This window comes from Campylobacter concisus (genome assembly GCF_002165815.1).
In the GTDB taxonomy this organism is placed as follows: Bacteria; Campylobacterota; Campylobacteria; order Campylobacterales; family Campylobacteraceae; genus Campylobacter_A; species Campylobacter_A concisus_BH.
This window is the reverse complement of sequence record NZ_NDYN01000008.1, coordinates 83,384-97,215: the sequence shown is the minus strand read 5'-3', so window position 1 is coordinate 97,215 and position 13,832 is coordinate 83,384. Positions and strand designations below refer to the sequence as shown.

Annotated in this window: 11 protein-coding genes and 1 pseudogene; all 12 read right to left on the bottom strand. The window is 41.0% G+C overall.

Translation table 11 applies throughout. The features are described 5' to 3' along the window. Positions 1–43: 43 nt before the first annotated feature. The 12 genes and pseudogenes from B9N65_RS09110 to nosZ all read right to left on the bottom strand — a co-directional run bounded on the left by B9N65_RS09110 (position 44) and on the right by nosZ (position 13,826). Positions 44–2,175, bottom strand: a pseudogene (locus B9N65_RS09110) (TonB-dependent siderophore receptor). Further along, positions 2,172–3,254 (bottom strand): PepSY-associated TM helix domain-containing protein, encoded by a 1,083-nt coding sequence (locus tag B9N65_RS09105; RefSeq protein WP_087583653.1) that lies wholly within the window; start codon positions 3,252–3,254, stop codon positions 2,172–2,174. Before B9N65_RS09105 ends, B9N65_RS09110 begins: the two are co-directional and overlap by 4 nt. Positions 3,255–4,548: 1,294 nt before the next feature. After that, the gene (locus tag B9N65_RS09100; protein ID WP_087583652.1) at positions 4,549–4,956 is read right to left on the bottom strand and encodes a tetratricopeptide repeat protein; all 408 of its coding nucleotides are present in this window, start codon (positions 4,954–4,956) and stop codon (positions 4,549–4,551) included. A gap of 131 nt (positions 4,957–5,087) precedes the next feature. Then, a complete protein-coding gene (locus B9N65_RS09095; RefSeq protein ID WP_087583651.1) occupies positions 5,088–5,915 on the bottom strand; it encodes an ABC transporter permease in 828 nt (275 codons plus the stop codon). Then, positions 5,908–6,561: an ABC transporter ATP-binding protein gene (locus B9N65_RS09090; protein WP_087583650.1), complete on the bottom strand. Its 654-nt coding sequence runs from the start codon at positions 6,559–6,561 to the stop codon at positions 5,908–5,910. Before B9N65_RS09090 ends, B9N65_RS09095 begins: the two co-directional genes overlap by 8 nt. A gap of 9 nt (positions 6,562–6,570) precedes the next feature. Next, on the bottom strand, positions 6,571–7,470 hold the full coding sequence (locus B9N65_RS09085; RefSeq protein WP_087583649.1) for a NapH/MauN family ferredoxin-type protein: 900 nt from the start codon (positions 7,468–7,470) through the stop codon (positions 6,571–6,573). Positions 7,471–7,472: 2 nt separating this feature from the next. Beyond that, positions 7,473–7,937 carry a c-type cytochrome gene (locus tag B9N65_RS09080; RefSeq protein WP_087583648.1) on the bottom strand — a complete coding sequence of 155 codons (465 nt, stop codon included), beginning with the start codon at positions 7,935–7,937 and terminating at the stop codon, positions 7,473–7,475. Beyond that, a complete protein-coding gene (locus tag B9N65_RS09075) occupies positions 7,934–8,485 on the bottom strand; it encodes a c-type cytochrome (protein ID WP_087583647.1) in 552 nt (183 codons plus the stop codon). Before B9N65_RS09075 ends, B9N65_RS09080 begins: the two co-directional genes overlap by 4 nt. Next, a complete protein-coding gene (locus B9N65_RS09070) occupies positions 8,482–9,159 on the bottom strand; it encodes a 4Fe-4S dicluster domain-containing protein (RefSeq protein WP_087583646.1) in 678 nt (225 codons plus the stop codon). The genes B9N65_RS09075 and B9N65_RS09070 overlap by 4 nt, the downstream gene beginning before the upstream one ends. Further along, on the bottom strand, positions 9,152–10,408 hold the full coding sequence (locus B9N65_RS09065; RefSeq protein ID WP_087583645.1) for a nitrous oxide reductase family maturation protein NosD: 1,257 nt from the start codon (positions 10,406–10,408) through the stop codon (positions 9,152–9,154). The genes B9N65_RS09070 and B9N65_RS09065 overlap by 8 nt, the downstream gene beginning before the upstream one ends. Further along, complete coding sequence (locus B9N65_RS09060; protein ID WP_021087210.1) at positions 10,401–11,156, bottom strand: hypothetical protein; 756 nt, start codon at positions 11,154–11,156, stop codon at positions 10,401–10,403. Before B9N65_RS09060 ends, B9N65_RS09065 begins: the two co-directional genes overlap by 8 nt. A gap of 81 nt (positions 11,157–11,237) precedes the next feature. Continuing rightward, on the bottom strand, positions 11,238–13,826 hold the full coding sequence (gene nosZ, locus B9N65_RS09055; RefSeq protein WP_087583644.1) for a Sec-dependent nitrous-oxide reductase: 2,589 nt from the start codon (positions 13,824–13,826) through the stop codon (positions 11,238–11,240). Positions 13,827–13,832 lie beyond the last annotated feature (6 nt).

The window sequence follows — 13,832 nt, the reverse complement described above, 5'->3', positions numbered from 1 at the left end:
AGCGCCAACTAGAAATTTAGCTGGCGCATTAGAGTAAATTTAGCTAAAACTTATAGTTAAAGCTGAGATTAAATGTGCGTGGATCGCCATAAACCATCATGTTTTTGCCGATGCCCTCGTAGTACTTTTTATTAAAGAGATTGTCGATATTTAGCTGCACGTCAAAGTTTTTACCAAATTTATATCCAAACATCAAATTTGCCAAGGTGTAGCCCTTTTGTGTGATCTCACCTGCGCCATTGCCAGTGTAAATTTTACTCTTATACATAGCTCCAGCCCCTACTCTAAAGTCTCTAAATTCATACTTTGCAAATAAATTTGCCGTGCTTCTTGATGAGTCGGTGGCGTATTTCTCGCCATTAGCATCTTTTGCGTTAAAGTGCGTTGCGCCAAAGCTTAGGCTTAAATTTTTAGTGATCTCGCCGTTTAGATCTAGCTCGACGCCCCTGCTTGTCACGCCTTTGCCAGCTTCATATATATCGGCATTTGTCGCTGGATTTTTCTTGCCAGTGTTTATGCCAAGCTTGTCTTGCACGATCTTAAAGACGCCAAGACTTGCTTGAAGTGCCCCGTCAAGATACTCGCCTTTGATGCCCACTTCATAGTCTTTGCCTTGGATCGGATCAAGATATTTGTCGTTTGCGTCCTTTACGTTTTGAGGCTTAAATATGCTCGTGTAGCTAGCATATAGAGTGTGGTTTGCTCCAATGTCGTAGGTGATGCCAAGATATGGCGTGATCTCATTTGTGAAATTTCTATTGTCTTTGCCACCTTCGATCTCGTATTTGTAGTAGCTCACCCTAGCACCTAGCAAAAATTTAAGCTCATCGGTGATTGATAGTTTATTTGCCGCGTAAAATGCCTTTTGTATCGTTTTATCTTTGTTATTTTGATCTTCGTAAGGAAATTTTGGATCATCAAGGTGTAAATTTTTAAAGTCTATCCTACTTCTAGCTGTATAAGCAAGCCCAGCTGGTGTAGTCCTTTGCAACCAGTAGCTACTTACCTTATCGCTAATTTTTTTATAGTTGTTATACATCGCGCCAAAGACAAACTCATGAGATAAATTTGCTATCTCGTAAGGGATATTTGCGTATGCATCTACGTTGTGGATATTCTCCTCTCTTTTGTTTGCGTAGATACTAAGACCGTTTATATTGCCAGTGCCGTCTAAATTTACTTCTCCTTTGTTACCTTGTCCGCCGTAATAAAGTAAATTTGAATCAGTATTTGCGCGCCTAAATGAGTAGCTTAAATTTAAGCTCGCTTCATTTTCAAAGTAGTGCTTAAAATCAGCATAAAAATCAAGTGTTTTTATATCCCACCTCGTCCAAGGCTGAGAGAAAATTTCATTTTTACTAAAATTTGTCCTAGAGCCATCTGTGTAAAATGCCGGCATACCTCCCCACCTAACGCCACGGCGTCTTAGCTCTTGATAAAACGCACCAAGACTAAGCCCCATGAGCTATCGCCTATGTCACTATCGACTACGCCGTAAATCGCGCTATTTTTTCGGTTGTAATAATCCATATAAGAGTGCGACTTCTCATGTATAAATGAAAGCCTTGCTCTGACGCTTCCACTCTCATTTACAGGCGTTTGCACATCACCATTTACGCCGTATCTATCGTATGAGCCAGCACTTACGCCAAAATTTCCTTTTAGCTCCTTTGAGTCTGCCCTTTTTCTTATGAAATTTAAGCTTGCAGATGGGCTGCCAGCGCCTGCAAGTAGGCCATTTGCCCCTTTTACCACCTCAACTCTTTCATAAGGCAGCAAGCTCATATCATATGCGCCAAGACTAAAGCCGCTAAAGCTAGGCATCGAATCAAGCAAGTAATAATCTATCTTAAAGCCACGAGCCGTCGGATATGCGCGCTCGTCCATTTTGTTTAGCGTGACGCCTGGGATATTTCTAAGAAGCACCAGATAGTCCTTGATGCCTTGATCTTTTAGCCTGGCCTCTGTTAGCACAGTTAGCGACTGGGGCGTTTGACGAGAGGTTAAATTTAGCCTAGTTGTGCTCTTTACAAGCTCTTTTGCAAAGTAGTTTGCATCGTCTCTTCGCTCACTCTCCACGACATCGACTGCTTCTAAAACCTTGTCATTTTCACTAGCGTAAATTTGAGGCAATGCCAAATTTAAAGCAACTAAGCTAAGTAAAATTTTTTTCATTTTTTTCTCCTTTTAAATTTTCTAAACCACAGATAAAGCCCTGAAATGCTCAAAACTAACGGCGAGATGCCTACTATAAACCAGATAAATTTCGTAGTTTGGTTATAGTTTCCAAAGTGCGATCTCCTAAAGGCTGAGAGGATTTTCTCGCTTAAATTTGCATTTTTTATGTCTAGGACGCTAACTAGTTTGCCGCTTTCTTTGTCGTAGGTGATCACGCTTGAGTATTCGTTATGCACAAAACTTTGCCATATCACATAGCCAAAGATGCGGATGTTTGCCCCTTGCATGAAAGGCAGCGAGATGAAGTGTGGCTCGAAACCTTTTATATCTTTTTTTGAACGAGCCACCAGCTCATCAAGGGATAAACTTTTGTTGTAAATTTTTGCATCTATCACAAAGTCATTTTTAAACTCTGGCATGCGTGCCATCCTAAATTCCCACCAAGCGCCACTTATGCAAATGAGCAGTAAAACTGGCGTGCAAAAAATTCCTATTATCTTGTGTATGTCGTTCATGAAAACATTTAGCCCATTTACGCGCAGTCTAAGCAGAGTTAGCCAAAATTTGCGGTAGATCACAAAGCCGCTAATGCAGATAAAAAATGTAAAAATAGCTGTTAGAAAGAGGATAATGTTGCCACTTTTTTCAAGCAAAAGCTCCTCATGGATATGCGCCAAAACCCCGAAAAATCCCTCATCGTGCGCAAGTGGCTCGCTCTTTATCTTGCCGCTAAAAGCATCAAAATAGATAAATTTCCACTCTTTTTTGCTGTCATTATGCTCGATTAGCCAAATTTTGTCACACTTTTTAGGGTTTGCATCGATATTTATACCAACCATCTCGTAGCCGCCAAACTTGCTTGCGATGATATTTCTTAGCTCATCAAAGCTAATCCTTTTGCTTAAATTTTCTTTGTTTAAATTTACATTTACGATATTTGGGATAAAAAGGCTGTTTAGTTCGTCTTTATAAACGAGGATCGCACCGCTAAAGCAAACTACAACAAGCGGGATAAAAAAGAGAAGCGACAAATATGCATGCACCTTGTAAAAAAGCTTTAAATTTAAAAATTTCACCCCTTTTTGCCACCTTTATAAAAGTTAGTCTTGATAACAGCTCGCAATTTTATAAGATTTTTGCTTTTATAATTTTTAAAACCATTATCAAAATATAATTTTAAAAAGAAAGTGACGCTTGTGAAATTTGAGTTTAGAAAGGTAAAAATTTGATTTAAAAAAAAAGAGAGACAACTCCTCTTTGTGTAAGCGGAAAAGCCAGAAAAGGGGGAAGCAAAGTCTTAACCGCTACAAAAAGGAGGGCCCGTTTAGGACGATGAAATGTTATTATTTAAATATAAATTTTAATGAAATTTTTAGTTAATAAAAAAGAAATTCTGCGTAATACTAAAGTTAATCGCGATATTTAGGCATTTGCTGATGAAATTTCTCTTTTAAAAAGATAAAAATGTATGCTTTGTATAAAAGAAAAATTAACATTTGAAATTTTATTTTTATTACTATTAAACGTGGTTTGTAATGTTTAATTTAGCGACGTAAAAAGGTATCTCGCTAAATGCGCTTAAAAACTCGGACAAATTTTAAAATTTCATGAGCGAGTAATTTCGGCTCTAAAATTTGAGCTAAGCGTTAAGCGAAGCCAAATTTTAGTAGTCAATTCTTGTGAGCGAATGGAGTTTTAAAATTTGCTAAATAGATTTTTATAAATTTAAAATTTTTTATTCAAAAGGGGGACAAGGGGACTTGAATTTTGCTTCGCAGGCTCGCAACTGCGGGGCAGACACGAAGCCGTCCCCTTATCCCCCTTTTTAAATCCTCCAAACCCCTCGCACGTTCAAGGTGGCATGCGATGGCACTATCGTGCCGCATGTGTTTTATTATAAAGAAGCCCTGACAAATTTTAAAATTTATGAGCGAGCATATCACGACTCTAAATTTAGTGCTAAACGTAGTGCAGCCTAAATTTAGTAGTCTGCTAAGCCGAGTGAGTAAGATTTTAAAATTTGCAAAATAGCTTTTTAGAAATTTAAAGTTTTGTTTCTTTGTTAAGGGGGAAGAGGCTTGAATTACGGTCTGCTTGCAGTTGCGAGCTTGCGAAGCAAAGAAGCTCCCCCTTAACGATCCCCTAACCCCGACGACGTTAGAAGTGCATGCGATAGCACTGTCGTGCCGCATGAGTTTTATGTGAGAGAATTTATAGTAAATTTTAAAATTTCATGAACGAGTAATTTCGGCTCGACAATTTGAGCTTAGCTGCAAGCGAAGCCAAATTTTAGTAGTCAATTCTTGCGAGTGAATGAAAGTTTAAAATTTGCGAATTTACTTCGTCATAGATATAAATGTTAGATAAATTTCAATTCTTAGACACAAGCTCTAGGACGTTGCAAGCTCGTTTGCTGCCCATCTTGCAAGCTTTATCAAGGGCATTTGCAGATAGATCAAAGCTCTGCTCTACGCCGTTTCCTTGCAGATATTTTGTAGCTAGCTCGTAGCAAGCCTCGCTGCTGCCATTTTCGCAAAGCGACTTAAATATCTCATAAGATCTAACCAGATCTTTCTCCACGCCAAGACCTCGCCCTAGCATGTCAGCATATAAAAAGCAAGAGGTTTTGTCTTTGTTCTCGCACTCGCTTGAAAGCTTTTTAGTAAAGCTCTCGCAAGCTTTTGCGTCACTTTTGTTGATGCAGTTTTGCATATTTTCATCCCAGTTTGCGCTTAGAGATAAAATGGCAAAGGCTAAAAATAAAATGGATTTTTTCATAAATTTCCTTAAGAGATAAACCCCCTTTGGGGGAAAGGGGGTCATTACAAAAAGGAGGTTTCTTGTTGGACAAGTGGAATAATACAAGCCTCGTCTAAATTTAAAGCCAACTCTTATTTAACAAAAAACAATCAAACAAGATCTCTCTTGCTAAAGCCCAAATAGCCGCAAACTAGCAAGATCACGCCAAGTACCAAAGGATAGATGATCGCATAAGCTACGAAGGTCGCTTTTGAAAATGTGCCCAAGATAAAGTAAGACGCAGTGCCGATGACTGCTAAATTTGGATCAAAAAGACTAAGCGCTGCTATCCTAAAAAGCTCGATCGGATTTAGCATCGCGATGGTGTAGATGACGTACTCATCGACTGAGCTTCGCATAAGCAGCCCAATGAGCGCTAGGTCGATAAAAGCTAGCATGATAAGCCAGAGCAAAAACGCCACGCCCTGACCTGTTTCTTGATTTTTAATAAGGCTTGATATGAAAAAGCCAAGCGATAAAAAGACGATACTTAGGCTAAAAAGTAGGCCAAAGTAAAGCACCAGCACGCCCCAAGGTATCGACACGCCCTTTATAAAGCCAACCACCACGCAAAGCAAAAGAGAGAACAAAAGTGGCACAAAAACGACAAATGTCCGCCCAAGCGCCTTGCCAAAGTAGTATTCTTTAAGGCTTAGCGGAAAGCTTAGCACGTATTCAAGCAGGTTTGTGTCTCTGTCTTGATTTATGCTTCTAACGGTTGAGATGAGGATAAATATCGGCACGATGATGACGCAAATTTGTATAAACAAAAGTAGCGCCCTTGTTAGCCCAGAAAAGCCAAGCACGCGCGAGTCAGTCACTCCGCTAAATAAAAATCCTATCATCAAAGCAGAAAAAAGAAGCGCATAGATCGCAAACCACCTCGAGCGAAACGACTCTTTGACGTCTAGTTTTGCTATTAAAAAAAGGTTATTCACTCTTGCTCCTTAAATTTTCTTCTTTGATGATCTTGCCAAGGTCCATATAGACGCATCTATCAAGCAAATGAGCGATCTCATCTATGCGGTGCGAGATGAAAACTAACGTCTTTTTTTGCATGAAGTTATCAAGTAAATTTTTAAAAGACTCCCTTGCTTTTACGTCTAAATTTGCCGTTGGTTCGTCAAACATCAAGATTTCGCTATCTTTGGCAAATGCGATGGCTATTAGCATCTTTTGCTTCATACCGCCAGATAGTTTGTAAAAGGACTTGTTTAAATTTGCATGCAGGTCAAGCTCTAAAAGCTTGCTAAATTTCTCTATCTCTTCAAATTTGACATTTGAGCTTTTGCAGACAAACTCGCAAAGCTCACGCAGGCTAAATTTAAGTGGTGGCGGGGTTTGTGGCACAAACGAGATAAACTTTAGCGCCTCTTTTCTATCTTTTAGAGTATTTACGCCATTTATCGCGACGCTTCCGCTATTTGGCACAAACTCGCCCAAGATGATACGCATGAGCGAGCTCTTGCCAGCTCCATTTTGCCCAAGTATCGCTATCTTTTCGCCAGCTTTTACATTTAGACTGACGCTATCAAGTATCTTTTGCGAGCCAAAAATTTTCGTTACTTCTTTTATATCTATCAAAAAATTTCCTTATATGAGTTTCTTAAAGCCGTTGTCAAATTTAAGCGCATCTTGGTGGCACACGTCGATACACCTGCCACAAAGCGTGCAGTCAGCCCCAGCTATCCTAAAGAGCTTTTTACTATCATCAGTTTTTGCGCCCTTTTTTGTCATAAAAAGCACGTGTGGCACTAGGCAAACATCGCTGCAAACCAAGCAGTGGTCGCACTTTTCTTTATCCCAGCCGATCTTTATCGCATTTGGCTTTGCTAGTAGCGAATAGCTCGCTCCAACAGGGCAAACATACCTACACCATGCCCTGCGTGAAAAGAAAATTTCAACCGCAAGCATGGCTACAACTAGCCAGATAGCGTGAAAGTAGCCATAGATGATAAATCTTGAAAATATCCCAACGACGTTAAAAATTTCAAAGACAAGACTTGAGCTAGCAAAGCTAAGAGCCAAAAACAAAATAGTAAAAGCGTATCGCCACTTTGTGTCAAAAACTCGCGGTTTTACTATCTTTTTGGCGCGCAAATTTTCGTGAATTTTCTCAGCTATCTCGCTTATGAGTGAATACGGACAAACCCACGAGCAAAAGCCTCTGCCTCCAAAAATGATGTAAAAGGCTAGGATACTAAGCGAGCCGATTAGTAAATTTACATGAATTTCATGCGTTGCTAAAAAGACTTGCAAGCTCATAAATGCGTCTGCTAGGTGAAAGCCAAGTATCCTAGAAGCGCTGATGTCGCCCTCTAAAATTTGCACATCGACCCTGTATGAGAGCACAAATAAAAGATGAACTAGCACGATGGTGAAAATGCGCCAAAAACGTATGCTTGGGCGCTTTTTGCCATCTTTTGTAGTCGTTATTAGCGTGCTTAGAAAGCTTACGTTTCTAACGGTCGCGCGAACGTTATATTTATCCATTTTTACTTTTTAAATTTAGAAATTTCATCAGCAAGGCTGTTTAGTTCGCTGTCACTAACGTTTGTTAGAAGCCCCTTCATAAGCGTGTTTTGCACCTTGCCAGCCTTATAATCAGCTAGTTTTTTTAGCAGATCCTCTTTGCTTAGATGAGTGATGTCAGGCGCTACTATGCCTTTGCCATTTGCACCGTGGCACGGAGCGCAAGAGGTAAGATACTGCCTACTAACGCCTTCATTTTGTGTCTTAGCCACGCTTAGGCTTAGCTCTTTTACCTTTTTTAGCTCATCTTCGCTGGCAAATTCCTCGCTAGACTTTGGCTGCTGCTTTGAGATATTTTGCTCTACCTTTGGCGTGGCGACTTTGGCTGCGGACTTCTCCTTTTTAGGCGGAGTTTGGCTTAGCATAAACACCATGATGCCGCATATCAGCACCGCTAAAATGATCGTTATGATTTTTCCGATTTTCATTGTTTGCTCCTAAACTGCGCATTAAAATCGCTTATCTCTTTTGCTAGATTTCTAATCTCACTCTCATCCATCTTTTTAACAAGATCACGCATCAGCACATTTACTTTCTCTTTGTTTTTATAAGCGTTTATCATCTTATAAATTTCATCCTCGCTCTTTGTTAGAAGAGATGGTCCGATGATGCCGTTTGCATAGTCGTCGTGGCAGGCTGAGCACTTTGTGATGAAGTCCTTGCTAAGTCTGCCCTTTATAAGCCTTAAATTTATACTTTGAAGCGGGCTTTTTACCATGGCAAGCGCTCCGATCTGGCGGCTTACGTTGTTGTCTTCAAGTCCAAATTTAACGCTTTTTTCGCCGTGCATGTCGTATTTTATAAATTCATTTTGCTTATTTGCGCTCTCGTTGTTTTCACTTTTTTCGACCTTTATGCTAGCACTTGTCGCTACTTTTGCACCTTGCTCGCTAGTAGCCTCTTGCGCTTTGTCCTCACTCTTTTCACAGCCGACAAATAGCAACGCAGCAGCTATTAAAGGTATTATTGCTCTCATTTTTTCTCCTTGTAAATTTCATCATAACTCATCTTTGGGGCGATATTTATGATCTTTGCTGGGCAGACCTCAGCACAAACGCCACAACCCACGCAGCCATTTTTTATAAGTGGTAAATTTGCCTCGCTCATTGCTATCGCGCTATCGCCAACTGGACAAAGCGTGACGCAAAGATCGCAAATTTGACCGATCTTGCCTTTTATCTTATCTTTTAGCGCCTCTTCTCTGTCATTATAGGCTTTGCGATCAAGCAGATGCTTAACGCCAGTTTCGCTTAAATTTTCTCTTTTCACGCTCAAACAAGCCGCCGTGTCACTTAAAACTGCAACGCCCATTTTGACATCGCCCACGACCTTTGTGGCGTGATTAAGCGCACCGCTAGGACAGGCTAGCACGCATGGGAAAAGGTCGCACAAGTAGCAGCCTCGCTCTTTGGCGTCGATGTGAGCTGAGCCACTTGAGTAGCCATCTTCTATATCAAGTAAGCTTATGCTGTGATAAGGGCAGACTTGCACGCACTGACCACATTTTACGCAAAGATCATCAAAGTCATCAACAGCACCTGGCGGTCTAAGATAGAGTTTGTCGCCACTACTTTTTGGCAAAAACTTGCCTATGGCGTATCCAGCCACTGCTGCGGCTGAGCCTATTATCATAAAATTTCTTCTATCCACGTTTCGCCTTTAAAGCGTTGAAATTTGAAACATCAAGCGGTTTTATCCTAGGCGAACTATCTTCAAGTAGCTTTATCGGTTCAGAAAATGGAGCGAGTTTGGCTAAGAAATTTAAGACGCTAAAGACGCTTGAGCCATAGAAAAACTGCAAATTTGGATAGTACTGCCAGAGCTGATCGATGTATGAGAGGTGCAAAAATGGCGTGTCGCCGTAGCCATCTTTATCTCTATCAAAGCTCTCATACTCATCATAGTAGTTCTTGCTCCATCTATTTAGTAGCATCTTTTCGCCCGGGGTATCGTTTACGACGATGTCCATGTTGCCGATAAAGTCGTTGTTTTCAAAGATGCTTGTGCCTTGCGTAGCGTGAAAATATACGCCAACCACGTTGTGTAAAATTTTATTGCCTATAAAATTTATAGTTGATCCCGGCTGAAACGGCGAGTTATCAAGCAAGATGCCACGCGCGTTATAGACAAGGGTGTTGTTTTCTATCGTAAAGTCAGACACGTCCTTTAGCCCGATGCCGATGCCAAAGGCGCCGTCGCTATCCATAACTAGGTTATTTTTTATATTTGAGCTAGCTGAATACATAAAAAACATACCGACAGCGTTGCCGATAAATTCGTTATTTTCAACTAAATTTTGATTAGCATACATGAAGTGAAGCGAGTATCTGCTGCCAACTGCTTTGTTGCTCAGAAATTTATTGTGACTTGCGTACCATGCGACCATGTCACGGCTGTCACGGATATTGTTGCGCTCGATCAAATTTTCATGGCTATACCAAAGTCTCACCGCATCGCCTCTAAAGCCAAGGCTAGCGCCTTTTTTTGAGGTGATGTTGTTTTCAGTGATCTTTGAGCTACTGCACTCTTTAAAATCAATCCCAAAAAGCACATCGCTTATGTCGTTTTTAGAAATTTCTACGTTATTTGCCTTGTCACAGCCTATGCCAGCGTCAAGCTCGCCAAGGTCATTGCCGCTGCCACTTATCTTTAAATTTTTAAGTGTCACATTTGAAGCGATGATCTTTATAACGCTGCCTTTGCCGCTGCCTTTTATGTGGGCATTTTTGCCCTCACCGATGATGCTAAGAGGTTTATTTATCGTTATACCACCTTCATAAACAGCGTCCCCTAGCTTTATCACATCGCCAGGGCTAGCGTTATTTATCGCATCTTGAAGGACGTTTGCAAAGCCAAAAAGTGGCAAAAAAGCAAGGGCAAATTTACAAATTTTACGCATTTAGCTCTTTTTTCTTTGAAAAGACTGCAAGTATGCAAAGCACACTCATCACCATCATCACCCAAAAGCCGATGGTCGGATAAGAGTGAGTTGTAAAGTGCGCCACGCTACCATCGCCTAAAACGGTTGGCATAAATGGCTTTATCTTAAAGGCGCCCCACTCTTGCATGTTGTGTCCATACCAATATAGCCAGCCCACAAATGCACTCATAAATAGCACAGGTGCGATGATGGTTGGCACCATGAGAAGCGAGTTAAATTTACCGTCATAGTATAAAAACGCAAGCATGCAAAGTGTGGCGATAAGTAGATAATAAGGTGCGATCGCTCGCTCGACATTGCCGCCATGCTCCATAGGATACATGCCGATGTAGTGGTTTATCGTGTTCATCTCGTGCACGTCGCCACTATATCCATCTACGTGAAAATATACTGGGATGCCATCTGGAAAGGCTGCCTTTGGATAGTTTGGCGCTTCAAGAGATACGTACCAGATAGGAAGAGATGGCGTGCCAATCTCTGCTTTTTGCTCGATCATCTTATGAAGATCGCTTGCCACCTCTTTTGGCAAAAGATGGTTTTTATACTGAAATGAGCTATAAAGATCGTAGATAGTGTAAGCATAAGAAGGTAGCTCGTCGCCGTTAGCTATACGCTCCTTTGCTCCGTGCCAGCCAAGAACTGGCAGAGTAAAACAAACGCTCATAATGATAAGTGCAACAATGGTATAAATTTTATATTTACTCATAATCTCTCCTTTAAATTTTAAAATTTAGCCTAGCAAAAGTTAAATTTTAAAATTTAAAAGGGGCAAAAATGCCCCTTAAAACTACATGCCTGCGTTTTCGTCTATCCATTTTAGATACTGGATGATATTTTTGATCTCTTCGTCACTCATGTGCTGATTTGGCATTCTAAGTTTAAAGAAATCAATCATCGCTTTAACGTAGTCGTCGTTATAGAATTTAGCAGGGTCTTTTATGAAGTCTGCTACCCATTTTTCGCCGTTTTCATGTCTTAGCAAGACGCCAGTTAGGTCTGGACCTGAGCTTACTTGACCGATAACGTGGCAGCCATTACATCCGCCTTTTAGATAAGCCTCTTCGCCTTTTGCAGCAGCTGGGCTCATCGGAGTTGCGATCTCTTTAGCTAGGTTGTTTTTAGCTCTTAGACCAACGTCGGCAGTTTTAACCATGTATTGCCATACTTGGTACTCCCAAAGGATAGCGCCATTTACGTCGCCTTTTTTGTAAGCTTCGTCAGCTTTAGCTTTTACCTCTTTGATATGGCCATATTGATCAAGTGCGTCATCAACCAAAGCTTTTACTTTTGGATATTTCTCATAATGTTTCTCTTTTAGGTATTTAACAACCTCTTGGATAACATCATCAGTTGCTTTGTTGGTTGCGATTACTTTGTCGTACTCAGCTTTTAGAGCCTCTGGACTTAGAGTTTTTAGCTTGCTATTTTTTGCAGATTCATATTTTTTATTTGGATCTTTAACAAGCAAGTAACCCATCATCTCTAGGTGAAGTGCTGAACAAAACTCGGTGCAGTAGTATGGGAAGACGCCTTCCATATCAGCTACGAAATTTACTGAAGCAGTTTTGCCAGGCTCTAGTGAAGCGTGGATGTTGTAAAGGTCGATGCCAAAGCCGTGAGTCTCATCTTGAGCACGCTCTAGGTTTGTTAGGTGAATTGTTACGTTATCGCCTTTATTTACCTCGATGTGCTCTGGGTTGATGTGGCTTCTGATCATTGTCGCATAGACAGTTACGTTTTTGCCATTTCTCTCAACTCTTTCTTGGCCAGCTAGGGTTGCGTATGGACTAGCCTCGCCTGTTCTTGAGTTTGTACCCATGTTGTAAGTAAGCGCTGGAGTTAGCTTGCTAGCAGCTATTGAAACAACGTCGTGTGGCTCGCCAAGTGGGATCGGCATATCATAGATTAGCTCCATTTTTGGACCATTGATGTCTATTAACTGGTGGTTTTGTGGATGGAGTGGGCCAACTGGGCTGAAGCGATCGATTGAAAGTTTATCAAGTGCGATTGCATATTTTCCAACTGGTTTTGCTGATTTGCCTTCCATTGTGTCAAGGTGACCGATGTTGTAGTGAACATTTATTTTATCAAGTACTTTTAAATTTTTGTAGTCCCATTTTACGATTTGACTATCAACGTAAAGTGAAGTATAGAGTATGCCATCTTGTGAGTCAAATGATGTGTGCAGTGGTCCAAGGCCAAGTTCTACTTGTCCGTGCATTGTCTTTTCTCTATCTAAGATAGGTATGCCGTATGGGTCAGTGCCAGCATACTCTTTTTTGTCGATTAGCTCTTTGATCTTTTTGAAGTCATAAACTGATGCGTGAGTATCAAGCTTACCACCAATGATGATGTATCTACCATCTGGTGATACATCACAACCATGTGGGCTCTTTGACTCTGGTATTAAAAATAGTGCCCCAGCTTTTACAGCAGCCTCTATCGTAACTACCCTGTGGCCATTTATAACTTTGTAGTTTTTCTTATCTTGTGCAAGTTTTTCTAAAATTTGCCAGTTATAAACGTGTAAGAAGTCGGTGTCGTTTCTACTTGCACCTGCCTCAAATGGAGGAAGACCTTTTTCGATACCACCTGTATACATCTCAGTGTTTATTGAGTTTGTAAAGCCCCAGCCATAGCTCTCGCCCTTACCAGCGTCACTTAGGTCTTGCCAGTATGGAGGAAGCTCAAGTGAGAAAGATGCTTTCTCGTCGATCTTGCCTTTTGGATAGTCAAATTTCCAAAATGTCACAGCGCCTCTATAAACCGCCTCGTAGTCGTCCATAGAGTGGTAGTTGTCATCAAGTGGAGCTGCGTACTGGCTAGCTTCGATGACGTACTCGCTGTTTGGAGTGATGAAGCTACCGCCGTGGTCGCTCTTCATGATAGGGTTTACGACCATTTGAGTTGTCTCAAAGTCTTTTAAATTTATAACAGCGATCCTTGGGTTTGCCTTGTCGTTGATAAATAGATAATCACCAACATACTCACCATTTTTCTCAGTGAAATTTGGGTGGTGTGTATCGCCCCAAGTTATCTCTTTGCCCCTGATGTTGCCTTGTTTTAAAACGGCTTTTGACTCATTGTCATAGCCATATCCTTGCCAAGGCTCTGGGGTGAAAACGCCGATGTATTTGTAAATTCTCATCGACGGAACGCCATAAACTAGCACTTGACCACTCTGCCCGCCAGATGAAAAGACGATGAAATCATCTTTTTTACCGCTTGGCTGGTAAGTCTTGGCAGCTGCAAGGACATCTTTTTCGCTTAGCCCGCGCTCTTTCATGACTTTTTCAAGGTCACTACTAGCAGCACAAGCAGCAGTTAAAGATAGCCCAAGCAGTGCAGCACTTGCGACACAAAATAACTTTTGCATTTACTC